The following is a 21753-nucleotide window of genomic DNA, read 5'->3' as shown; positions in this document are numbered from 1 at the left end:
AACTCCTGCTTAGTTGTTCAATTTGTTCTGAATTTGCGGGACGATTGCCTCCGCAGAGAAACCGAAATGGGGGAACAGGTCTTTCGCCGGGGCGGACCCGCCGAATGTATCGATCCCGATATTGAGACCATCAGTGCCGGTATAACGCTGCCAGCCGAATGTGCTTGCCGCTTCGATTGAAACGATCAGCGCGTCGCTCGGCAAAATGTCCGCGCGATATGCGTCGTCTTGTTCGTCGAAGAGTTCGGTACACGGCATGGATACGACATCAACACCAACACCCTCGGCTTCAAGTGCTTCAGCGGACTGAATAGCTATGCTCATCTCCGATCCGGTGACGAGGATCACAACCTTGCGATCTGATCCGGCGCTTTTGACCCGGTAGGCGCCGCGAGCAGACATGTTCTCACTCGCCGCATCGAGCCGCACTTGTGGCAGGCCCTGGCGCGAAAGTGCGAGGATTGTTGGGCGATCTTTTTGCTCCAGCGCGACCTTCCAGCACTCGGCAGTTTCAACCGCGTCTGCTGGGCGCATGACCAACAGGTTCGGCATCGCGCGAAGCGAAGCAAGGTGCTCGATCGGTTGGTGGGTCGGCCCGTCCTCGCCGAGCCCGATACTGTCATGCGTCATCACGTAGATAGCACGTGTCTGCTGCAAGGCTGAAAGACGGATCGCACCGCGCGCGTAGTCGGTAAATACGAGGAAGGTCCCGCCGTACGGGATCACACCGCCATGCAGCGCCATTCCATTCATGGCGGCGGCCATGCCGAATTCGCGAATGCCGTAGTAGACATAGCGTCCGGCATAGTCGTCTGCTGTGAAAGCCTCGATCCCACCAGCTTTGGTGTTGTTCGAACCGGTAAGATCGGCACTGCCACCGATGGTTTCAGGGACCGCTGGATTGATCGCGGCGAGCGCCATCTCGCTTGCCTTACGGCTCGCCACTCCCTGAGGATCGGCGACTAGGCCCGCGATATGTTCATCGAGCGCGCCCAGATCGGGCAAATCGCCTGCCATCCGGCGGTCAAGTTCGGCCTTGTGCGGAGAATTGGCCATGCGGCCCGCCCATTCGCCATGGGCATCGCTTCCGCGCTCACCGGTTGCGCGCCAATTAGCGAGGATTTCTGCAGGTACTTCGAACGGTTCAGCGGTCCAACCCAAAGCTTCGCGTGCACCGGCAATCTCGTCGACTCCGAGAGGAGCGCCATGCGTTGCGCTGGTGCCCTGTTTGGTTGGAGCCCCCTTCCCGATCACAGTTTTGCACGCGATCAGGGACGGACGGCCATCGGCCTTCGCTTCTTCAATCGCCCGCTCGATATCATCGAAATCGTGCCCGTCACAGCTGACAACGTGCCAGCCGGTCGCTTCATAGCGAGCCTTTACGTCTTCGCTGGTGGACAGGTCAGCCGACCCATCGATCGTGATGTTGTTATCGTCCCACAGCACGATCATCCGGCCGAGCTTGAGATGTCCTGCGAGTCCGATTGCTTCGTGGTTGATGCCCTCCATCAAACACCCGTCACCCGCGATCACCCAGGTTCGGTGATCAACCAGATCGTCGCCAAACGTCGCGTTGAGATGCCGCTCGGCCATCGCCATGCCAACGCCCATCGCAAGACCCTGACCCAAAGGTCCGGTGGTGCATTCCACGCCTTCAAGAAGGAAGTTCTCCGGGTGGCCGGCGCAGGGGCTGCCGATCTGCCGAAAGTTGCGGATGTCATCCATTGTCGGGCGCGCATAACCAGTGAGGTGCAGCAGGCTGTAGATCAGCATCGAGCCATGCCCGGCGCTCAGCACGAACCTGTCGCGATCTGCCCAATCCGGGCGCGCTGGGTCGAATTTGAGATGATTGTTGAACAGCACGGTGGCCACATCGGCCATGCCCATTGGCATGCCGGGATGGCCCGAATTGGCGGCTTGCACCGCGTCCATCGATAGTGCGCGAATGGCGTTGGCCATTGGTTGCAGGCGGGCGGCGTCAGTCGTCATGGGCGAAGGCTAGCTCCTGCTGACAGCATGTTGCTGTGCAAGGCCCGCCGCAATCCCTCACGCACGGGCGATTCGATCCGTGCGGCATGCCATTGCCGAGCGACCAAGTGAGGTCAAGCTGCGCTGGGCCGCGCTCCCCGAAACTCGGCGCTTCGGTTGGTCGAGAGCACTTATCAACAGGCCGCACCAAGGCTTTGCGCACGCACGTCTATCTTGGTAAATCGTCTTGCATGGACGGGAGCCGAATTGAACAAGCCGTCGCTAGGCTGGACAGCGCCATGGCGCGGATTGCCGACGCGAGCACTAAGCAGGCGAACAAACCTGCCGACCCGGCAGCCTCTGCGCGGGTTATGGCGCTGGTGAACAGTCACGAGAAACTGCGCGAGGAAGTGGCTGACACGCTTGGCGAACTCGACGCCTTGATCGAAGAACTCGAAGGATAAGAGCGACCGCGATGAGCGAAGTCACCATCAAAGTCGGGCCAAAGCCCTACACCATCGTTTGCGGCGAAGGCGAAGAAGAGAAGATCGCGGCGCTGGGCAAGCTGATCGACGAGAAATATGCGCAGCTTGGCAATTCGCGCGCGGTGCAGGAAACGCACAACCTCGTCTTCGCCGCCTTGTTTATGGCCGACGAGCTAGACGAAGCGCGTAGGACCGCTGCTGGCGCAGAGAAGGCCGTCGAAGAGGCTCAGAAGACCGCAACCGAGGCGAACAAACGGGCGGCAGACGCAACGGAGAACGCGCAGGCCAAGTTCGGTGATAAAGGCTCCGAATTGCAGGCTCAGATCGATACTTTGCGCAAGGCCGAAGAGCGCGCCCGCGAAGAAGCGACTGCGCTCAAGGCAGAACTGGCCGAAATGCGCGAGGCCGCTCGCCATCAGCACGACCTGTTCGGTGACGAGAAACAGGAAGAGGTATTGGCCAAAAAGCTCGAGGCACTGGCAGCCCGCGCGGAACAAACCGCCGCTGCAATGGAAAGCGCTGCTTGAAGGTACTGCCACGGCAGACTAAATTGCATGATGGCGGGGCTGCCCGGCACGAGCCGATTGAATATCCCTGAGGCTATAAGCAATCCATGGGAGCTGTCCCTGCCCGAGTTCACCGGTTCGGCCGTGGAGCCCGGGCATACGGCGCCCACCTGACGTTTTCGCGTCAGAGGATTTCTCTGGCAACGACCCATGGTGGTCCCGTCATCTTTTCTGCGCATCCCATCCGGGATGCGATTTCCTCGCTCATTGCGATCGAAGATCGCATCGCTGCGGGCGGGCAGTCGCCCTTGCGGCCCCGAGGGCCGATCAACACCAATAGGGGGCCGCTGCCAGCTGTGACATCGAAAGCCGAACTCCGAAAGAGCCTGCGTAAAGCCCGCCGCGAGCATGTGGCTGCGCAACCGGACAGCATCCGCGCCTTGCTGTTCCATCGTCCGCCCGCTCCGCTTCTGGCGAAGATCGGGGCGAGTGCGACTATCGGGCTCTATCACGCCACGGACCACGAGGCGCCGACTGGCGGCTACGCAAAGTTCTTCCACGAGGCTGGTCACATCATCGCGCTCCCACACTTTGTCGATGAGCAATCGCCGATGGCGTTTCGACGACACACCGATCCGTTTGCCGGGAGTGACCTGGAACAAGGCCTATTTGGGCTTCAACAACCCAGTACTGACGCGCCTCAGATCAAGCCCGACGTCTTGTTCGTCCCACTGATCGGCTTCACCGCAGACGGCGATCGGCTTGGCCAGGGCGGCGGGCACTATGATCGCTGGCTTGCGGAACATCCGGGGCGCATGACCATTGGCCTCGCATGGGATGTGCAACTTTGCGATGCCCTCCCGACCGAGCCGCATGATGTGGCTCTTGATGCGATTGTGACCCCGACCCGGATGTATGGAATCGATTGATGCGTGAGACCCCGACCTGGCGAATTCCCGTTGGCATAATCGGGCTGTTTATCGCGCTGATGATCTACGCCATTGTGATCGCCCGCTATGCGCCCGGCATCATCGGCACATGGTCAGGGGGCGCGCAAACTGTGGTCTACGTGATCCTCGGCTTAATCTGGTTGTTACCGCTCAAGCGATTCCTGATCTGGATGGAGACGGGCAGTTGGAGCCCTCCCCCAACGCCAGCCGAAACACCCCCTAGCGAGTGAGCCGGTATTCGTTGCGATTGAAGAACTCGCCGCCATCGAATTTGACGTCCTTGCGCGTCACAAATTGATCAGACGAAATGATGTAAGTCAGCCTGATCACGGCGGGTTCCCCATCATCGCTGCCTTCGGCCCGCGTGACCAGAACGAGCGCACCGGCTTCATCCACGTACCGATCGATCACGTCCATGCCGTTGATTTGCTTGCCGTCGGGCGAGACTTGCAGACGGTCATTCGCGTTCTTGTCCTCTTCACCGGGATAGATGAAGCCGTAGGCCATTGATCCACCTTCAGGAGCGCGTGCGACCATCCGAACGGGAATGCTGGATCGATCATCACGCCCATAGTTGAGGTAATCCAGCTCACCGCTCCAGTTGTCGCCTTCGAGCATCGCAAAATCTGAGACGCTCGCAATTGCCGCGCCATTGGTCGCTTGAGACGCAGCAGTGTCAGCGGACACGCTGCCTTTGGCGATCGCCTCGGCCATCTCCAAGGCTGGATCGCGCTGCGCCCGAAACGCATCAACCGTCATCGGAGCGGAGACATCGGGCGTGACGCCATAGCCGCGCTCGAAAGACGCGACGTTGTTCTTCACATGGAAGAAAGGCAGCCGCATTCGCACACCGCTCGCAGGAAGGGTCAGCGTGAACTGCAAGCCAGCGGTTGGTCCTTCGGAACTCCCTCCGGTCTTTTCACCGACCGTCACCGCACGGCCAATTTCCTTCATCCAGGTGATGAAATTGGTGCTGCCCGATGAATTGTCGTTGCTGGTGAGGACGATCAGCTTGCCTTCGAATGCGTATTTCGCGGGCTTTACCGTTTTCAGGTCGCTGCTGACAAACCGGCGAAGGGCGTAGGTTCCGTCATCTTTCTTCGAGAATCCCATAGAGTTGGGCTTCAAGGCACGCTTGTCCCACGTCCAGAGATATGGACGGATCCCATCCAGATCGAGCGTCTTGGCGACCATTTCCTTGCGAGGCTTGAACGGCTCGGTGAGCAGGTTCGCGAGCAAACCGTAATTGGCATCCGACGATCCCCCGCCATTGCTCCGCAGATCGAGAATCAGGGTTTCGATTCCTTGATCTCTGATCGCCTTGAAGACGGGCTCGTAGATCGTCTTGGGCTTCACCGGTTCACGGTAGTTCACAAATGTATCGACGCTTAGATATCCGGCCGTTCCGCCGATTTGCTTGTAGGTCACGGCATCCTTGAAATTGCGAATGCTGGCTTCGCCGAGTTCGGACCATTCGCTGAATGAGATGCGGCCAATTTGGGTGTCGCGTTCCGTCCCATCATCCGAGCGGACTCGGACTGTCGCTGTGGCAGGAACCTCGCCCATCAGTGCACCGAAGTGATCGACCGCCCCTCCCATAAATTCGAGGGACGCCGCCAGACCTCCGTTTCGCGACCATTCGGTGTAGCCATCAACCGGAATATAGCCTGCGACCGAATCCAAAACTTCGCTAAGAGGTTTGCCATCGATGGCGAGGATCTCATCGCCGCGCACCAGGTCCAAGCCTGCCGCAGGACTTTCGATCAGACCGCGCCCCTCAATCACAACCCACTTGAACGGCAAATAGAGCGGCTGACCTTTGCGCGCCTTGCGAAGCGACCGAGGCAATTCCGCTTTGGTATGATCGCAGCGGATTTTCACCAGCACGAGCTCTGATGCGAGATAGAATTCGGGCAGCGTCATGCCGCCTTGCTGTTCCGCCCGATCGATCACCGCCTGCCATGCGGCATCCATCTCCTGCTCGCTTGCATAGCGTGTGTAGCCCGGATGGACGCGCGAGAACGCCTCCTTCGCCAACTCGATATCGGAGCGCACTTGCGCAGGCGTAAGTGTCGCGTCGGCGGCAACGGGACTTGAAGGTGCAGGCGTGTCTTGCGCTGCGACTTCGCAGCCGGTCATCGATATCAGGGCGGCTGCAATGGCAGTCAGTAGGAATTTCATTCGGGTGGTCTCCTTGGCTGCGCATCACCTAAAACCAGCAATCGGAACCGTCGGCGCAAATCACTGCCAAACTGCGATTTTTTATGAATTGAGCCGCCGATATTCGGTCGGATTGTGGCCCGCATGCAGCTTGAACGCTCGGTTGAAGCTGGCCTTCGATCCGAAACCAGATGACAGCGCCACATCGAGGAGGTTCACATCCTCCCGCAGGATCATCGCCTTCGCATGCTCCACCCTGAGACCATTGATGAAGCTGCTAAAGCTCAGATCGAGCCCTTGGTTGAGCGCGCGCGAGACATAGGCCTGATTCATCCCGAACCGGCGCGAGAGTGTTTGCAAAGAGAGCGAAGATTCGAGGTGCCAGCCATTGTCGATCACCATGGTGCGCAGACGCTCACCTTCGACCACCCAATCGCGCTCTGCGGCGGCTTCCTCCATCAACTCCTCGATAGAGATCGCATCGGGCGCCAGCATCTTGGGATAAGGTTGCTCAAGCCGCGCGAGCGCCTCCAGCGAAAGCAACATAACGAAGAACAGCACTGTCAAATCCCATCCGAACTGCTCGAAATAGTTGAGCCCGAACGCGTTCGAGACGATCAGGTCAGTGCCCCAGATGGCGACAGTCGCCGTCCCGATCACTAGAATGTGGCTGATCCAGCGGGGATCGAATTCGTCGCTGTCGGAGCGGTTGGCATCTAGCCACTCAAGATAGCGGCGACGCATCCGCCAGATGCTCCAGAGCGCCCAGGCACCGAGCGCCAATGCCAGGAACTGCACTAGAGGCACAATGAACGGCTCGTGGAATGCGTCGTTGTAGGCCCACTTTGCACGGTAATCGCCAAGCATTGTGAAAGCCCAAAGCTCATACAGCCAGTACAGTGCACCGGGCAGCAACAGCGCCAGATAGACCGGCGGAGTGAACCCCAGCATCAATTGGCGCGCATGCAGGTAAAGAAGCGGTCCGAAGAAGAGGATCATGTTCACCGGCAGGAAAGTCAGGCCGGGCCAGATGTCATAGGCTCCGGCGAAGCCGATGATCATGGGTACCGTGTTGATACCCACGGCTGCAACGAACAGCGCAAGCCACCCGACCGCCCGGCGCTCCAGCCCTTTCGACCACAGGTATATCTGCGGGATCAATGCGCTCACCACCAGCAGCGCCAAAGCAACACTGCGCCAATTCATGATGAGGGCTTCGGGTCGTTCCATGGTGGATTCGTCCTGTGCGCAATTGCAAAGAACGGCGCAATATCGTGCTGCGACACTTAGTCGTCTCAATTCAAGGCAAGCGGCGCAATATGCGGAGAATTTAAGATATGAGCCGCTGAGTGTGGCTTGCTGTCGGGCGCACCCGTGATAGTCTGACCGTATGCGAACCCTGATTGCCTTTTCCGCCGCGCTCGCCGCGATCTGCACCTCTTCTTCGGCGCAGGTTGCCGACCCAGGAGAGGTCTCCGCTCGTCACGACAGCGCGCCGCCGGAGATCACCGAGTTCATGCCCTCGCCTGCGATCCTCGTCTTTTCCAAGACATTGGGCTGGCGCCACAATGAAGGGATTGCCGGAGCTGATCGGTTCTTTGCGGAAGTTACTTCTGACAACGGCATGGGAATATTCACCACCGCCAATGGCGCGGTCTTCAACCCGGAACAGCTCAAGCGTTTCGAGGTGATCGTTTTCAACAATATGACCGGCGATGCTTTGACGCCGGAGCAGGAAGAAGCGTTTCAGAAATGGCTCGAGAACGGCGGTGCATGGATCGGTCTGCATAGCGCGGGTGACAATTCTCACGCGGACTGGAGTTGGTACGACGACAAGGTGATCGGCCCGGAATTTGTGGGGCACCCCGCAGGTCCGCAGTTTCAGGAGGCACGGCTGGTCAATCTCGCCACCGCTCATCCGATCATGCGGGGCATTCCAGCCGAATGGATGCACACGGACGAATGGTACAGCTTCGACGGTACCGAAGCGCTCGGCGATGCGGTGCCGCTGCTTGGTCTGGATGAGGACAGCTACAGCCCGCAAAACCTGCTCTACGGCGACCGTGAAGATCTGCGGATGGGTGGCGGACCTGCCGGTCACCCCATCGCCTGGACTCGTTGCATCGGAAAGGGGCGTACCTTCTATTCCGGCCTCGGTCACAATCACACCAGCTACGACGATCCGATCTACCGCAAACTGCTGCTGAACGCGCTTCAATGGGTGCGGACTCGCGACGATGCCAACGAAGGTTGTCAGCGCGGTTGATCGATTTTTGTAAGAAGGTCCCAAGTGGCGCGAGTGACGAGACTTGAACTCGCGACCTCCGGCGTGACAGGCCGGCGCTCTAACCAACTGAGCTACACCCGCATAATGTGGGTTTGCACCGCTTGGGAGCGAGGCCATTAGGCCCCGCCGTTGGCGCTGTCAACGCCCTGCGCACGGCTAAATGCGCAATTTTTTCGGCAGCTAGTCCGACAACAGCAAAACCGGCGTTTCGACCAACTTTTTGACCTCTTGAATGAAGCTTGCCGCATCGAACCCGTCGACCACACGGTGATCGCAAGAGATCGAGATATTCATCAGCTTGCGCTTCTCGATCCGCTCGTTGCCATCCGGCCCGGTGACGAACATCGGGCGTTCGATAATCCGGTTCGGACCGATGATCGCGACTTCAGGCCGGTTGATCACCGGAGTGGTCGCCACTCCGCCGAGTGGGCCGAGCGAGGTTACGGTCAAGGTTGAACCGGAAAGCTCGTCCGACTTCGCCGAGCCGTCGCGCGCTGCTTGAGCCAACCGGCCAATCTCGCTCGCAAGCTGCCACACATTGCGGCTCTGCGCGTCCTTGATCACCGGGACCATCAAACCGCCATCGGTTTGCGTCGCCATGCCGAGATGCACGCTGCCGTGGCGTGTCACCACCCCAGCTTCATCATCGAAGCGGGCATTGATCATCGGATAGTCCGGGATCAGCTTGCAAATCGCAGTGATCAGCAGCGGCAGCATGGTAAGTTTGGGCTTCTGACCACGCGCCGAGTTCAAATCCGCCCGCATCCGCTCCAACTCGGTGACATCGCACTCTTCGACATAGGTGAAGTGCGGGATGTTGCGCTTAGCCGCCGACATGTTCTGCGCGATCCGTTTGCGCAGGCCGATGACCTTGATCGGTTCGTCCGACCGCGTTGCACCCGCCGGGGTGAAGCCACCGCCTGAATTGTAGGCGAGGAACTGATCGAGATCTGCATGGCGTACGCGGCCATCGGCGGCAGGTTTCACTTCGCCAAGGTCGATGCCGAGTTCTTTCGCGCGCTTGCGGACAGCGGGTGATGCGAGAATTTGCGCAGCCAGAGTCTTACCGGTCCCAGAGGAGCCAGATGATGCCACTGGTTGCTCGACCACCGGCTCAGGTTGCGGCGCGGATGCAGGTGTCGGCTCAGGAACAGGTTCCGGGGTCGGTTCGGGAGCAGCTTGGGAAGGCTGCTCCTCTTGTGCCGCAGCCTCTTCAACCTCGCCCTCGACTTCGATCACCAGCAGCATCGATCCAACTGCAATCGTGTCGCCCAATTCGCCTGCGACTTCGAGCACTTTGCCATCGACCGGGCTTTCAATGTCGATCGTCGCCTTGTCCGTCATGACGTCGACCAGGTGCTGATCCTCAGCAACAATATCGCCGACCTTCACGTGCCATTCGACGATCTCCGCCTCGGCCACGCCTTCGCCCACATCGGGCATATTGAAAGTGAACTTGGCCATCGGGTCAGTCCTTCAAGATCTTGTCAATCGCTTCGCCAATGCGAACCGGACCGGGGAAATAGGCCCATTCGAGGCTGTGCGGATATGGTGTGTCGAAACCGGTGACGCGCTCAACCGGCGCTTCGAGATGGTAGAAGCAACGCTCGGTCACAAGCGCAGAAAGCTCCGCGCCAAAGCCGCTGGTGCGGGTTGCTTCGTGGACGATCAGGCACCGCCCGGTCTTCTTCACCGAAGCCTCAATCGCCTTGATGTCGAGCGGTACGAGCGTGCGCAGGTCGAGAATATCGGCGTCCACGCCCTTCTCTTTGCAAACCGCTTCGGCGACATGAACCATAGTGCCGTAGGCGAGAACCGTCAGCTCTTCACCCTCCGTCACATGACGCGCTTCGCCCAGCGGGATTTTGTAGTACCCTTCTGGAACGACGCTGTCCTTGTGCTTCTTCCACGGTTCGACCGGCTTGTCGTAAAAGCCCGAGAACGGCCCGTTATAGATCCGCTTAGGCTCGAAGAAGATCGTGGGGTCGTTGTCTTCGATGCAGGAGATCAGCAGCCCCTTCGCATCATAGGGCGTTGCCGGAATCACCGTCTTGAGGCCGGACACATGGGTAAAGATCGCCTCGGGGCTCTGCGAGTGCGTCTGCCCGCCAAATATCCCACCGCCGAACGGCGAGCGCACGGTCATCGGCGCGATGTAGTCGGTAGCGGAGCGGTAGCGCAGACGCGCCGCTTCCGAAATCAACTGATCAAGGCCTGGATAGATGTAGTCGGCGAACTGGATTTCGGGGACCGGACGCAGGCCATAGGCTCCCATGCCCACCGCGACACCGATGATGCCGCATTCCGAAATCGGCGTGTCGAACACACGGGTCTTGCCGTGTTTTTCCTGAAGGCCGGCGGTGCAGCGGAAAACGCCGCCGAAATAGCCGACATCTTCGCCCATCACGATCACATCGGGGTCACGGTCCAGCATCACATCGAGTGCTTCGTTGATCGCCTCGATCATATTGATCCGGCGCTCGCTCACGTCACCCTCGCCGCCCACTTTAGTTTCTGTTTGCGCGTTCATTTGCCCGCTCCATCTTTGGGATGGTGGTCCGGCCACTTGATCTTGCGTTCGCGGGTTGCCTGCTCGGCCTGTTCTTCAAGATGCCAGGGCAACTCCTCGAACACGTCTTCGAACATCGTGTGGAACGGGTGATGAAGACCGTGTCCAAGAATGCCGTTCTTTTCGGCTTCCTTGGTCGTCGCCTTGACCTCTTCCGCGCATTTGCGATCCATTTCGGCCTGGCGATCCTCGTCCCACTCACCAATCGCGATCAGGTGCTCTTTCAACCGCATGACAGGATCGCCGAGCGGCCATTCCTTCTGTTCCTGAGCACTGCGATAACCGGATGGATCGTCCGAAGTGGAATGCCCCTCCGCCCGGTAGGTGAAGTACTCGATCAGGGTTGGCCCCTGATTGGCGCGTGCGCGGTTCGCGGCCCATTGCTGAGCAGCGTAGCAAGCGAGCGCATCATTGCCATCGACGCGCAGGCCCGCGAGGCCATAACCCAGCGCGCGCGCAGCGAAGGTGGTGCGCTCTGCACCGGCAAATCCAGAGAAGCTGCTGATGGCCCATTGGTTGTTGATGACGTTCAGAATGACCGGCGCGTTGTAGACGGTGGCAAAGGTGCAGGCCGAGTGAAAGTCGCCTTCTGCTGTCGAACCTTCGCCCACCCATGTTGCGGCGATACGGCTGTCACCCTTGATCGCACTTGCCATCGCCCAGCCTACCGCTTGCGGGGTTTGTGTGGCGAGGTTGCCGGAGATACTGAAGAAGCTGTGTTCGCGGCTCGAATACATGATCGGTAGCTGGCGGCCTTTCAGCTTGTCGCCCTTGTTCGAGTATATCTGGTTGATCATCTCGATCAGCGGATAGCCGCGCGCGAGCAGGATGCCCTGTTGGCGATAGCTCGGGAACACCATGTCGTCGCTGGCGAGCGCCATCGAAGCAGAAACGCTGGTCGCCTCTTCGCCCGTGCATTTCATGTAAAAGCTGGTTTTGCCCTGGCGCTGACCGCGAAACATTCGTTCATCGAAGGCACGGACCATCGCCATGTGACCGAGCATCGTGCGCAGGGTTTCGGGATCGAGCTTCGGGTCCCACGGGCCGTGCGCCTTGTTGTCCTCGCCCAGCACGCGAACCAGCCCATAGGCCAGATCCTTCATATCCTCGGGCTTGGTGCTTTCATCCGGACGCGGCTGCCCGCCCGCTTCGCCAATGTCGATATCGCTGAAATCAGCTGTATCGCCGGGCCGAAATTTCGGTTCGGGAACGTGCAGCGCGAGCGCGGGACGATTGTCTCCAGACGGCTGCGGAGTGTCGGCCGGATCGGCCATATGGGCGCTCTCCCTGTTGGAACCCAAAGACAGGTCGGCGCAATTTCAATGATTGCGCGGTTGAGTTTTTTTATTTCAACGCGGGGAGTCGGTCAAGGATTCCGAACGCCGCGCAACTAAACCGCAACAGGGGCCTTGATCGGTGGCAGCGGCGCGTAATCATGCACCACGAAATCCTCGATTTTGTAGTCGAAAATTGTTTCCGGGCGCTGGTTGATTTCGAGCGTAGGATTGCCCTGCGGCTCGCGAGTCAGCTGTTCTTCAATCAGATGCGCATGGTTTAGATAAAGGTGAACGTCTCCGCCCATCCACACCAGCTCGCCCGGCTCAAGGTCGGTCTGCTGCGCTATCATCCGTGTGAGCAAAGCCGCCGACCAGAGGTTGAACGGTAGTCCGAGTGCAACATCGCAGCTGCGCTGGTACAGCATGCAGTTAAGCCGGTTTCCAGCGACATGGAACTGGTAGGTCTTGTGGCACGGAGGCAGCGCCATCCGGTCCAGCTCTGCGACGTTCCAACCTTCGATGATGTGGCGGCGGCTGCCGGGATTGGTCTTCAGGCTATGGACGACCTCGGCGACCTGATTGATCCCCTCGCCTTTCTCGTAGAGTCCGTCGGGGCGGTAACGATAGGTCGGCCAATCGACCCATTGCTTGCCGTAAACCGGGCCGAGATCGCCCCATTTCTGAGCGAAGGCTTCGTCATCGGCGATACGCCGGACGAAATCTTCGAGCGTGATGTCCTCGCCTGTCTCTTTAACGTAGCGAGCATGTGGCCATTCGTTCCAAATCTTCACGCCTTGCAGCACAAGCGGGCGGATATTGGTCTCGCCCGTCAAGAACCACAACATTTCGCGCGTCGCGGTCTTCCAATAAACGCGTTTGGTTGTGAGCAGCGGCATCGCGCCTTCAGCCAGATCATAGCGAAGCATCGCGCCGGCGATTGAGCGTGTACCGATCCCGGTGCGGTCCGCGCGCTCGTTGCCGCTCTCCCAAATCTGGCGCATCAGGTCGAGAAATTGCCACTCCGGATGACCGGGACCGTTAAGTTCAGACGGAATCGTTTGCGCGGTTTCGAGCGTTGCCATGCGCGAAACTATAGGCGTCAAAAGCCCGCTTGCCACCCTGCCAATCCACACTTATAGGGCGCGCCTTGCCTCGACCTGCACTGGAACGCCAGACCGCAGGACCGACACGGTCGGGGAGTAGCTCAGCCTGGTAGAGCACTGTCTTCGGGAGGCAGGGGCCGGAGGTTCGAATCCTCTCTCCCCGACCAATACACTTCCAGTTTTCAGCAGCTGAAGCGCCTTACCGACGCGCTCGATAAGGAGCGGTCCTTCACAACTCGGATCGCGCCTCTTCTGTGCGGCGCTCAGCAACGAGCGAGCGCTGCCGTCAGCGGCTCAATACTGTTCGACTGGTCGATCGACGAGATCTCGCTCTTTTCTGCGAGCGCATCCCATTCAAGGCGCACCGCCCGATATTCCCGGCACCCGGCGCTACGATTTCCCGCACGAGTCAGCGCTTCCGCCAGGCTTTGCCGCATCGTCACGACATCACGAAAGTAGCCTACGTTTTCGGGATCATCCTGCAGACGTGCAACGCGCTGGCTCAGCAGTCTTTGTGAGGTCTCAACCGCTTCGCCTGCCCGCCCGAGATCCAGGAAGACGTAGATTTTCTGCGACTCAACAGTGTCGAGCCGGGTCTTTGCGCCATCATCATCAGGGTCCCTCGCGATGATGAAATTCGCATAGCCTTCCGCACGCTCAAGATCTTCGAGAGCCTCGTCCAACCGCATCGCGTCGTAATAAATCAGCGACCGCTTGAACAACGCGGCAATCATATTGAGCCGCAGGTCGTCGCGCAGCTCTTCCGGTCCGTTTTCAAACAGGTCGAAGTAAATGTCGTAAGCCCGGTCCATGGGCGGCAGCGCGCTCCTATATTCCGGATCGTCGGCCGGAATGTACCACGACCGCGTATAGCCCAGCTCCGAATTGGCCGAAGCCAAAGCGATCATGGCCTTGGGTTCGCCAGCCTCGACCGCAGGATCGCGCTCAACTTCGGCGATCAGTTTTTCGAGCCGTTCCGCCCCTTCCTCTCCCTGTTCCAGCCAGACATAGGGCTTCGCCGCCTGCACTCGCGAACGATACCACGCGATCCGGTGAGACGTTTCCTCTGGCTGCATCTGACCCAGCCGCTTGTACAGTTCAGCCGAACGATCAGCGGGTGCGATCGCGCCTTCATTGTCGTCCTCGGCAATGAACTTGAAGATCGCTTGCGAGTACAGCGCCTCTGCCAGCGCCTGAATGTAAGCGGGGTTGTCGGGCTCGGCTTTGTTCAGCGTCTCAAGGTCGGTCAAAGCACGGTCGAGGAACAGCTTTGCATCCTCTCGCCGACCGAGATTCGCTCCTTCCGGATTGCCCGACACCGTGGACAGCCGATGATAGCCCTGCGCAATTTCTAGCCGCAGTTCCGGGCCTATATCGTCTGCAGCACTTAGTCGTTCGAGATAGGCGCGCGCCTCATCGGCGATTTGCGACAGTGCTTTGGTGTTGCCGGACACCGGCTCCAATTCGTCATAGAGATCGAACAGCATGAACGTCGCAATGCCGCGCACTTCGGCAAACCGGGCATTTGCGTCATCACGCGCCACCACGGCTTCTCGCCACCACCATGCCGTCGCAACGCTGCCGACAACCAATGCCATTGCCAGCGCGGCACCCACACCCGCCAACGCGCGGTTGCGCAGGGTCCATTTCCTGAACCGATAGCCCGCCGTGTCAGGCACCGCACCAACCGGGCGTTCATCCAGAATCGCCTGAATGTCATCCGCCAGAGCGTCGGTCGAAAGATAGCGGTCATCGGGATTGTCAGCTGCTGCTTTGGTAACGATCGCCTTTAGCTCATCGGAGGCACCCGCAGGCAGCAGCGCTTCGAGCATCTTGCCCGCGGAATAGATGTCGCTGAGCACGGTTGCGGCATCGCCTGCAATCCGTTCCGGCGCGGCATAGCCCGGCGTCATGGTCACTGCTCTGACCGGTGCATTCTCTCCGCCCTCGCCCGCCATCGGCATCATCGCCTCGCCTTCAGGCCGGGCGATCCCGAAATCGATCAGCTTGGCGTCTCCATCCTGATCGACCAGCACATTGGCGGGTGTCAGATCGCGGTGAACCACAAGATTGCGATGCGCATGCCCAGCTGCCGAGCAAACCTGAAGGAACAGTCTGAGCCGGGTTTCAAGGTCAGGCTTCGTGCCGGTGAGCCAATCGACCAAGGGCACTCCGTCAATCCGCTCCATCACGATGTAGGGCTGACCATTATCGGTCGTCCCGCCGTCGAACAAACGAGTGATATTCGGATGGTTCAGCCCGGCAAGGATCTGCCGTTCCCGGTTGAAGCGAGTAACGAGTTGCTCCGTGAAGATGCCCGGCTTGATAAGCTTGATCGCGACCGAATGATCGAAGTCCCCCTCGTCACGTTCAGCAGCAAAGACCGTCCCCATCCCGCCAGAGCCAATCACATCTGTAATGCGATAGGCTCCGATCCGCTCGGGTGGAGGCTCGGTTTCGACCGCTTCGATGTATGCGCCGGTGCCGAGACTGAGCAGTCTCTCCGCCTCAATGATCGCGGTCACCCGCTGCTTTAGCGCAAAGTCGCCCGAGGTTTCCTTCTCCAGCCACGCTTCGCGTTCGCTCTCATCAATGTCGAGCATCGCTTCGAACAGAGCGAGAGCTCGCCGTTCGGTTTCAAGATCAGGCATCGTCGATCGGTTGCCGGATCGCATCGGCCAGCCAGGCGCGCGCAGATTGCCAGCGCCGTTTCACTGTTGGCTCTGACCAACCAGTGACTTCGGCCACATCGGGTACTGACATTCCACCAAAATAGCGCATCTCAACGATCTCTGCGTAGCCCGGGTCAATTGCTTTCAATCGGACTAGCGCGGAATCCAGCGAAAGCAGATCAACCACGGGGATCGCCCCTGACACGTTGGTGCGCAGCTCTACCTTCTGGTGCTTGCGTTTATCGGTCTGCTTGGCGCGCGCATGATCGACCAGCACATTGCGCATTAGGCGAGAAACAAGCGCCATCAAATGCGCGCGGTCCCCCACTTGGGGAAACTCGCCGACAATCTTGATCAGCGCTTCGTTGATGAGGTCATGGGTGGAGAGCGAACTTGATTGTTCTTTGCGCAGGCGGGCTGCCGCGATCTGCTCAAGCTGCGGCATGACATGGGCGATTAACCGGTCGCGCGAAGAAGTGTCCCCTTCCCGCCAGCCGACAATCAGCTTTCGCGTCTCGACCTGACTCGCCATTCGCCCCCCAGCGCCAGTCAAGCTGGCACCCCGAACGCCAGCCTTGTCCGTCAACCTAACGGGGGGAGCCGTCTAAGCAAGTCGTAACCTTGCTAGGTCATTTAAGAGATATCGTCAGACGAGAGAACCCGCCAACAGGCCTAGCGCAATCGTGAGCACGCCAAGTCCTGCGGAAAGCTGCACTCGTAGGCGGAAGAAATCCGGAGCGGCGAAGCCAAGTGCGCGGTCAACCAGCGGCGAAAGCAGGATGAGCGCGCCCAAGTAGAGCAGCGCCGAACCGGGCCAGTCCCATCCGAAAGTCCATGGCAAGAATAGCGCCACCGCGAGCAAGCTGGGAATGACGGCGAGGACATAAGCGCCCGCTCCCGCCTTGCCGTTAGCCAGCGCCTGTCCCCACCATACTCCGCCGAGGAAACTGAAGATCGCGGCGGCATAAGCGAAACCGCCCGCGATGGCCGTGTACCCAAGTTCGTGCCCGCTTGCGGCGAGCGCGACGCAGATGATCTGCGGAAGCAGCCCGGCATAGCCGAGCCAGCGTGCAGTGGGGGTGAGCGTTTGCGAGGCGATCGGGGTTTCTCCGTCCATGATTGGGCAAGCGCTTTTGCAGCATACAAGTTCCCATTCGCTTGCGAGCGCGCCGCAAATACGCCACCCCCCCAAACGATGAACCTGTTCGACCTATCGGGCCGCGTTGCGGTCATCACCGGCGGCAATGGCGGCCTTGGGCTTGGCATGGCGCGCGGGCTGGTCAAAGCCGGAGCCAATGTCGCGATCTGGGCGCGCAATGCGGAGAAGAACCGCGATGCGCTGGCTGAACTGGCCGAATATGGCGGCGGACAAGCGATCGCCCTCGCCTGCGACGTCGCGCAGGAGCACCAGATAAAAGGCGCGATGGAAGCAACTCTCGCGAAGTTCGGGAGGGTGGATGCATGCTTTGCCAATGCCGGTCGCGCGGGTTCGGGCGCAACTGTCGCTGATATGACCGAAGAAGGCTGGGACGCGGTGATGGCAGTCAACGCACGCGGCCCCGCCCTCACCTACAAACACGTGAGCCGCCACATGATCGAGCGCGCCAAGAACGGCGATCCGGGCGGCAAGCTGATCGCGACATCGTCCGGTCAATCGATCATGGGCGTCAACAAAAGCTCTGACTACGCGGCTTCGAAGGCCGCACTAAATGGCCTGACACGCGGCGCTGCGTTTGAAATGGCGCGCTATCAGATCACCGCCAACGCGCTGCTGTTCGGTTATTATGAGACCGACATCACCGCCGCAGCCAATCCCAAATTTGCCAAGTGGATGGAGCAACGCATTCCATTGCGCCGCCCGGGTGATCATGCCGGGCTGGAGGGGTTGGCGGTGTTCTGGGCCTCGCCTCACAGCGATTACATCACCGGCCAGTGCCTGCCGGTCGATGGCGGGCTTTGCATCAGCTGAGGAACACCCCATCTCTCCATCAGTTGACTGAAGGCACGAAGCAAAAGGGATCACCTGCAACTTGGCCGACGACGATTTCTCCGATTTCCAGGACCGTAAGGAAGATCGCAAGCGTCAGAAGGCGGTCCCCTCTTCGCGCCTGTCGCGTATCGGTACATTCGGGAAGCTGGTCGGCGGCGTCGCTGGCGGGATGGCAGCTGAGGGTGCGCGGCGACTGACCAGCGGCGAGAAGATCTCGACCCGCGACCTGATCCTAACCCCCGGCAATGTCCAACGCCTCACAGATCGCCTCTCACATCTGCGCGGCGCGGCGATGAAGATGGGGCAGATGATCAGCATGGATTCGGGTGATTTCCTGCCCAAGGAACTCGCCGACATCCTCGCCACCCTGCGCGATCAGGCGAATTTCATGCCTGCACGTCAACTCGACGGCGTGCTGAAAGAGCAGTGGGGCAACGATTGGCGCAAGCAATTCCGCTGGTTCAATCCGCGCCCGATTGCAGCGGCCTCTATCGGGCAGGTGCACAAGGCGCTGACCCGCGATGGTCAGGAACTCGCGATCAAGGTGCAATATCCCGGCGTTGCGCAAAGCATCGATAGCGATGTCGATAATGTGATGACGCTGCTCAAAGTCGCAGGCTTCGCTCCGCCCGAGCTTGAGATCGACAAATTGCTCGCCGCCGCCAAACAGCAGCTTCACGAAGAAGCCGATTACGAGCGCGAAGGCGGGCAGATGGCGTTGTACCGGGAAAAGCTGGCCGACACGCCGGGCTTTGTCGTGCCAACCCTGCACGAAGGGCTGACCCGCGAACGCATCCTCGCGATGAGTTTCGAGGAGGGCGTCTCGATCGAAGAACTCGGCAATGAAACCGCTGTCCGCCGTGACGAAGTGATGACTCGGCTGATGCGGTTGGTCGCGCGTGAACTGTTCGAATTCGGGGTGATGCAGACCGACCCCAACTTCGCCAACTACCTCTTCCGCCCCGCAACAGGCGACATAGTCGTGCTCGATTTTGGCGCATGCCGCGATGTCGATCCTGACGTCGGCAACGCGTATCGGCGCCTACTCGAAGCGGGTCTTGCGGGCGACCGAGATAAAGTTCGCGAAGAGACCATCGCCGCCGGTTTCATGCTCCCCATCGTGGCGGAAAAATACCGCGACCGCGTCGACAAAATGATCGACATCGTGGTTGGCGAGATGCGTCAGGATGCGCCGTTTGATTTCGGCGACCGTGCCTTCGTGCCGCTGCTGCGCGAAGAAGGTATGGAGATCGCGCAGGACAAGGACACCTGGGCGTTCCCGCCGGTCGAGACGCTGTTCGTACAGCGCAAGGTCAGCGGGACCGCATTGCTCGGCGCGAGGCTCAAAGCTCAGGTGAACGTCCGACGGATCAGCGAAGACGTGCTTGGCAGCACCGAGCCATTACCTGCAAAAGCCGCTTAGCTTTCACCTGCCATGATTTCTTCCACGCTTGAGAAGGCTGGACCGACCGATTTTTGAAGGGCGATCCAGCGATCGACATGATCCTCAAGCACATTGAGCGGCACCGCACCGTTTTCCAAAACCGTGTCATGGAAAGCGCGAAGATCGAAGCGCGCACCCAATGCTTCTTCCGCACGAGTCCGTAGCTCACGGATCTTCAATTCGCCAATCTTGTAAGCCAGCGCCTGCCCCGGCCACGTCATATACCGATTGACCTCGGCATCGACATTCGCCGCCGTCAGCGCGGTGTTGTCGAGCATGAAATCGACAGCCTGCTGCTTAGACCACCCCTTTGAATGCAAACCGGTGTCGACCACTAACCTAGTCGCGCGCCACATCTCGTAGCTAAGCCGTCCCATCTCCTTCGCAGGCGTATCGTACAGTCCCATCTCGATCCCGAGCCGCTCGGAGTACAGCCCCCAGCCCTCAACGAACGCGGTGAAGAAAGTCCCGTTTGCGCGCAGCGGATGAATGTCGAGTTCCTGCTGCAACGCGATCTGGTGGTGATGTCCTGGCACCGCTTCATGCACGCCGAGCGCAGGCAGCTCCCACAGCGGGCGCTGATCCAATTCTGTGGTGTTGAGCCGATAGATGCCCGCCGCGCCGGTCTCCAGCGAACCCGGTTCGTAGTACGCCGTGGTATTGCCCGGAGCGTTGGCGGCGGGGATTGGCTGCACAGTGTAAGGCTGACGCGGCAGCTTGCCGAACAGCTTGGGCATGAAGCCGTCGATATGCTTGGCCAGCGCCTGCGTGTATTCGAGATACTCATCCGCATCGGTCATGAAATACTGCGGATCGGTGCGCAGATGCTCGATGAACGCCTCACGCGTTTCGAACCCGGCTGAGGCTGCAACTTCGACCATCTCGGCACGTATGCGGGCGACTTCGGACAGGCCAAGATTGTGGATCTCGTCCGGCGTCATGTCGGTCGTGGTGAAACTCTTCACCCGGTGGGCGTAGTAAGCATCGCCTCCCGGCGTCTTGAGAATACCCGGCGTACCGCTACGACAATTCGGTTCGTATTCGTCGCGGTAAAATGCGAGGAAATCACGGTGCGCTCCGTTTACGCCGAAGCCGATAGCCTTGGACGCGCGGCCCGACAGTCGCTCCCAATCGGCCTCAGAAATCGACGCCGGACGTTCACCTGCAAACGGCTGCCAAAGCGGCGAGTCTTCGAGATCTTCGACGATGTAGGAATAGATCCGCTCGCCAAAGCCCTGCATCGGTTCGCATGGCTGCGTCAGGCCGAGTTCCACTGCTTTTCGGCTACGCTCGATCCCGTCTGCGTTGGCCTCTGGATAGGCTTCAAGCCGCCCGACATAGCTTTCGTAATCGGCCAGTGTGAACAGCGGTGAGCGATACGGCAGCGAGTTAAAGCCAGAGAACCATCCGCCGCGATTGGTGAACAAGATGTAGTAATCGTGCTGATGCTCGCCCGCTGCGACAATATCGGCAAGGCTGCTGCGGATGACACCGTGATCGACGATCAGGTCTTGCGGCAGGGCCCTGGTATCGATGCCATCAAGCCGTTCCACAAAGGCACGTGCATCTTCGATACTTTGGACGTGCGCTTCAACCGACCAATCGCCCAGTTTTCCGTCACCGCGCCGATCGCCGACACTGGTCGCCAAAGTCGGGTTGTTGTCGAGACGCCATTCCCACACCTCCTCGCGTAGCTCTTCGTAGTCTTCGACCGGTCCGGCCCAGGCTGGCGCGACGGTCGCAACGCAAAACAGCAATCCAGTGAATAGGTGGCCAGTGAGCATGTGACGCATGGAAATTCTCTCCTGTTGCGCGATCCATATTGCGATTGGCGCACACGGTCCAGTAGAGCGGCGCGATGACCGATAAACCCGCGCTTCTGTTCGTCTGCCTCGGCAATATCTGCCGCTCACCCCTAGCCGAAGGGGCAATGCGCAAAGCGGCGGCAGAAACGGGCCTCGATATCGAGATCGATAGCTGCGGAACAGCCGCGTATCATGTCGGCGAACCGCCCGATCCGCGCTCAGTCGCGACAGCCGCCGCCAAGGGTAGTGACATTTCGGATTTGCGCGGTCGCCAACTCATCAAGGCCGATTTCACCCGCTTCACCCACATTTTCGCGATGGATCACCAGAACCTGCGTAATATCGAAGCGGTTCGCCCGGCGGATGCGACAGCGCACGTCTCACTCCTGATGGACATTGTGGAAGGGCGCGAAGGCGCCGCCATTGCCGACCCTTATTATGACGGCGAAGAGCACTTTGAGTTCACGTGGCAGGACGTCTGGGCCGCCGCGCAGGCGATCGCGACGCAGATAAAGGCCGGCGGCTAACAAGCACACC

General features: G+C 59.7%; 19 protein-coding genes, 2 tRNA genes and 1 other RNA gene. 10 read left to right on the top strand and 12 right to left on the bottom strand.

Annotated elements, in window-relative coordinates; translation table 11 throughout:
- Nucleotides 1-9: 9 nt before the first annotated feature.
- Nucleotides 10-1989, bottom strand: coding sequence for a transketolase (gene tkt / locus Q0837_RS05155; RefSeq protein ID WP_298466094.1), 1980 nt, complete (start codon nt 1987-1989; stop codon nt 10-12).
- A 230-nt stretch (nt 1990-2219) separates the two neighbouring features.
- Between tkt and Q0837_RS05150 the strand changes: the two genes are divergently transcribed.
- The 5 genes from Q0837_RS05150 (at nt 2220) to Q0837_RS05130 (ending at nt 4139) form a co-directional block, all read left to right on the top strand.
- Entirely contained in the window at nt 2220-2432 is a 213-nt protein-coding gene (locus Q0837_RS05150) for a hypothetical protein (RefSeq protein ID WP_298466093.1), read from the top strand.
- Between the two features lie 11 nt (nt 2433-2443).
- Entirely contained in the window at nt 2444-2980 is a 537-nt protein-coding gene (zapA, locus tag Q0837_RS05145) for a cell division protein ZapA (protein ID WP_298466091.1), read from the top strand.
- A gap of 33 nt (nt 2981-3013) precedes the next feature.
- Nucleotides 3014-3183, top strand: a non-coding RNA gene (gene ssrS / locus Q0837_RS05140) — 6S RNA.
- Between the two features lie 132 nt (nt 3184-3315).
- Nucleotides 3316-3888 (top strand): 5-formyltetrahydrofolate cyclo-ligase, encoded by a 573-nt coding sequence (locus tag Q0837_RS05135; RefSeq protein ID WP_298466089.1) that lies wholly within the window; start codon nt 3316-3318, stop codon nt 3886-3888.
- Entirely contained in the window at nt 3888-4139 is a 252-nt protein-coding gene (locus tag Q0837_RS05130) for a DUF2842 domain-containing protein (protein ID WP_298466087.1), read from the top strand. The genes Q0837_RS05135 and Q0837_RS05130 overlap by 1 nt, the downstream gene beginning before the upstream one ends.
- On the opposite strand, the gene Q0837_RS05125 is transcribed toward Q0837_RS05130, so the two are convergent.
- Together Q0837_RS05125 and Q0837_RS05120 are read right to left on the bottom strand one after the other, a co-directional pair.
- Complete coding sequence (locus Q0837_RS05125; RefSeq protein ID WP_298466085.1) at nt 4129-6090, bottom strand: S41 family peptidase; 1962 nt, start codon at nt 6088-6090, stop codon at nt 4129-4131. The two genes, Q0837_RS05130 and Q0837_RS05125, sit on opposite strands and share 11 nt — an antisense overlap.
- Nucleotides 6091-6171: 81 nt before the next feature.
- Nucleotides 6172-7299, bottom strand: coding sequence for an AraC family transcriptional regulator (locus Q0837_RS05120; protein ID WP_298466083.1), 1128 nt, complete (start codon nt 7297-7299; stop codon nt 6172-6174).
- A gap of 160 nt (nt 7300-7459) precedes the next feature.
- Here Q0837_RS05120 and Q0837_RS05115 point away from each other — a divergent pair, with 160 nt between their 5' ends.
- Nucleotides 7460-8335: a ThuA domain-containing protein gene (locus Q0837_RS05115; RefSeq protein ID WP_298466081.1), complete on the top strand. Its 876-nt coding sequence runs from the start codon at nt 7460-7462 to the stop codon at nt 8333-8335.
- Between the two features lie 25 nt (nt 8336-8360).
- On the opposite strand, the gene Q0837_RS05110 is transcribed toward Q0837_RS05115, so the two are convergent.
- The 5 genes from Q0837_RS05110 to thyA all read right to left on the bottom strand — a co-directional run bounded on the left by Q0837_RS05110 (nt 8361) and on the right by thyA (nt 13284).
- Nucleotides 8361-8437 (bottom strand) — tRNA-Asp (locus Q0837_RS05110).
- Between the two features lie 99 nt (nt 8438-8536).
- The gene (locus Q0837_RS05105) at nt 8537-9820 is read right to left on the bottom strand and encodes a dihydrolipoamide acetyltransferase family protein (RefSeq protein ID WP_298466079.1); all 1284 of its coding nucleotides are present in this window, start codon (nt 9818-9820) and stop codon (nt 8537-8539) included.
- Between the two features lie 4 nt (nt 9821-9824).
- Entirely contained in the window at nt 9825-10886 is a 1062-nt protein-coding gene (locus Q0837_RS05100) for an alpha-ketoacid dehydrogenase subunit beta (RefSeq protein WP_298466077.1), read from the bottom strand.
- Nucleotides 10883-12199 carry a 3-methyl-2-oxobutanoate dehydrogenase (2-methylpropanoyl-transferring) subunit alpha gene (locus Q0837_RS05095; RefSeq protein WP_298466075.1) on the bottom strand — a complete coding sequence of 439 codons (1317 nt, stop codon included), beginning with the start codon at nt 12197-12199 and terminating at the stop codon, nt 10883-10885. Before Q0837_RS05095 ends, Q0837_RS05100 begins: the two co-directional genes overlap by 4 nt.
- A gap of 116 nt (nt 12200-12315) precedes the next feature.
- The gene (gene thyA / locus Q0837_RS05090) at nt 12316-13284 is read right to left on the bottom strand and encodes a thymidylate synthase (RefSeq protein WP_298466073.1); all 969 of its coding nucleotides are present in this window, start codon (nt 13282-13284) and stop codon (nt 12316-12318) included.
- Between the two features lie 111 nt (nt 13285-13395).
- Between thyA and Q0837_RS05085 the strand changes: the two genes are divergently transcribed.
- Nucleotides 13396-13472 (top strand) — tRNA-Pro (locus tag Q0837_RS05085).
- Between the two features lie 96 nt (nt 13473-13568).
- Here the strand turns inward: Q0837_RS05085 and Q0837_RS05080 are convergent.
- The 3 genes from Q0837_RS05080 to Q0837_RS05070 form a co-directional block, all read right to left on the bottom strand.
- Nucleotides 13569-15956 carry a serine/threonine-protein kinase gene (locus Q0837_RS05080; protein ID WP_298466071.1) on the bottom strand — a complete coding sequence of 796 codons (2388 nt, stop codon included), beginning with the start codon at nt 15954-15956 and terminating at the stop codon, nt 13569-13571.
- Nucleotides 15949-16509: an ECF-type sigma factor gene (locus Q0837_RS05075; protein WP_298466069.1), complete on the bottom strand. Its 561-nt coding sequence runs from the start codon at nt 16507-16509 to the stop codon at nt 15949-15951. Before Q0837_RS05075 ends, Q0837_RS05080 begins: the two co-directional genes overlap by 8 nt.
- 114 nt (nt 16510-16623) lie before the next feature.
- Nucleotides 16624-17094 carry a DUF3429 domain-containing protein gene (locus tag Q0837_RS05070; RefSeq protein WP_298466067.1) on the bottom strand — a complete coding sequence of 157 codons (471 nt, stop codon included), beginning with the start codon at nt 17092-17094 and terminating at the stop codon, nt 16624-16626.
- A gap of 78 nt (nt 17095-17172) precedes the next feature.
- Here Q0837_RS05070 and Q0837_RS05065 point away from each other — a divergent pair, with 78 nt between their 5' ends.
- Complete coding sequence (locus tag Q0837_RS05065) at nt 17173-17946, top strand: SDR family oxidoreductase (protein ID WP_298466065.1); 774 nt, start codon at nt 17173-17175, stop codon at nt 17944-17946.
- Nucleotides 17947-18007: 61 nt separating this feature from the next.
- The gene (locus Q0837_RS05060; RefSeq protein WP_298466064.1) at nt 18008-19390 is read left to right on the top strand and encodes an AarF/ABC1/UbiB kinase family protein; all 1383 of its coding nucleotides are present in this window, start codon (nt 18008-18010) and stop codon (nt 19388-19390) included.
- On the opposite strand, the gene Q0837_RS05055 is transcribed toward Q0837_RS05060, so the two are convergent.
- Nucleotides 19387-21204 carry a DUF885 family protein gene (locus Q0837_RS05055; RefSeq protein ID WP_298466062.1) on the bottom strand — a complete coding sequence of 606 codons (1818 nt, stop codon included), beginning with the start codon at nt 21202-21204 and terminating at the stop codon, nt 19387-19389. The genes Q0837_RS05060 and Q0837_RS05055 overlap by 4 nt on opposite strands.
- Before the next feature lie 65 nt (nt 21205-21269).
- On the opposite strand from Q0837_RS05055, the gene Q0837_RS05050 reads away from it, so the two are divergent.
- Nucleotides 21270-21743 (top strand): low molecular weight protein-tyrosine-phosphatase, encoded by a 474-nt coding sequence (locus tag Q0837_RS05050; protein ID WP_298466060.1) that lies wholly within the window; start codon nt 21270-21272, stop codon nt 21741-21743.
- The last annotated feature ends 10 nt before the right edge of the window (nt 21744-21753 follow it).

It is taken from the genome of uncultured Erythrobacter sp. (assembly GCF_947499705.1).
Taxonomy (GTDB): Bacteria; Pseudomonadota; Alphaproteobacteria; order Sphingomonadales; family Sphingomonadaceae; genus Erythrobacter.
This window is presented reverse-complemented; position numbering and strand designations above follow the sequence as displayed.

What these genes read in the sequence shown, in the direction of transcription:
- Q0837_RS05150 (WP_298466093.1), top strand. Translation starts at nt 2,220, where the DNA reads ATGGACGGGAGCCGAATTGAACAAGCCGTCGCTAGGCTGGACAGCGCC.
- Q0837_RS05050 (WP_298466060.1), top strand. Translation starts at nt 21,270, where the DNA reads ATGACCGATAAACCCGCGCTTCTGTTCGTCTGCCTCGGCAATATCTGC.
- tkt (WP_298466094.1), bottom strand. Translation starts at nt 1,989, where the DNA reads ATGACGACTGACGCCGCCCGCCTGCAACCAATGGCCAACGCCATTCGC.
- zapA (WP_298466091.1), top strand. Translation starts at nt 2,444, where the DNA reads ATGAGCGAAGTCACCATCAAAGTCGGGCCAAAGCCCTACACCATCGTT.
- thyA (WP_298466073.1), bottom strand. Translation starts at nt 13,284, where the DNA reads ATGGCAACGCTCGAAACCGCGCAAACGATTCCGTCTGAACTTAACGGT.
- Q0837_RS05100 (WP_298466077.1), bottom strand. Translation starts at nt 10,886, where the DNA reads ATGAACGCGCAAACAGAAACTAAAGTGGGCGGCGAGGGTGACGTGAGC.
- Q0837_RS05115 (WP_298466081.1), top strand. Translation starts at nt 7,460, where the DNA reads ATGCGAACCCTGATTGCCTTTTCCGCCGCGCTCGCCGCGATCTGCACC.
- Q0837_RS05055 (WP_298466062.1), bottom strand. Translation starts at nt 21,204, where the DNA reads ATGCGTCACATGCTCACTGGCCACCTATTCACTGGATTGCTGTTTTGC.
- Q0837_RS05130 (WP_298466087.1), top strand. Translation starts at nt 3,888, where the DNA reads ATGCGTGAGACCCCGACCTGGCGAATTCCCGTTGGCATAATCGGGCTG.
- Q0837_RS05095 (WP_298466075.1), bottom strand. Translation starts at nt 12,199, where the DNA reads ATGGCCGATCCGGCCGACACTCCGCAGCCGTCTGGAGACAATCGTCCC.
- Q0837_RS05080 (WP_298466071.1), bottom strand. Translation starts at nt 15,956, where the DNA reads ATGCCTGATCTTGAAACCGAACGGCGAGCTCTCGCTCTGTTCGAAGCG.
- Q0837_RS05125 (WP_298466085.1), bottom strand. Translation starts at nt 6,090, where the DNA reads ATGAAATTCCTACTGACTGCCATTGCAGCCGCCCTGATATCGATGACC.
- Q0837_RS05075 (WP_298466069.1), bottom strand. Translation starts at nt 16,509, where the DNA reads ATGGCGAGTCAGGTCGAGACGCGAAAGCTGATTGTCGGCTGGCGGGAA.
- Q0837_RS05120 (WP_298466083.1), bottom strand. Translation starts at nt 7,299, where the DNA reads ATGGAACGACCCGAAGCCCTCATCATGAATTGGCGCAGTGTTGCTTTG.
- Q0837_RS05065 (WP_298466065.1), top strand. Translation starts at nt 17,173, where the DNA reads ATGAACCTGTTCGACCTATCGGGCCGCGTTGCGGTCATCACCGGCGGC.
- Q0837_RS05070 (WP_298466067.1), bottom strand. Translation starts at nt 17,094, where the DNA reads ATGGACGGAGAAACCCCGATCGCCTCGCAAACGCTCACCCCCACTGCA.
- Q0837_RS05105 (WP_298466079.1), bottom strand. Translation starts at nt 9,820, where the DNA reads ATGGCCAAGTTCACTTTCAATATGCCCGATGTGGGCGAAGGCGTGGCC.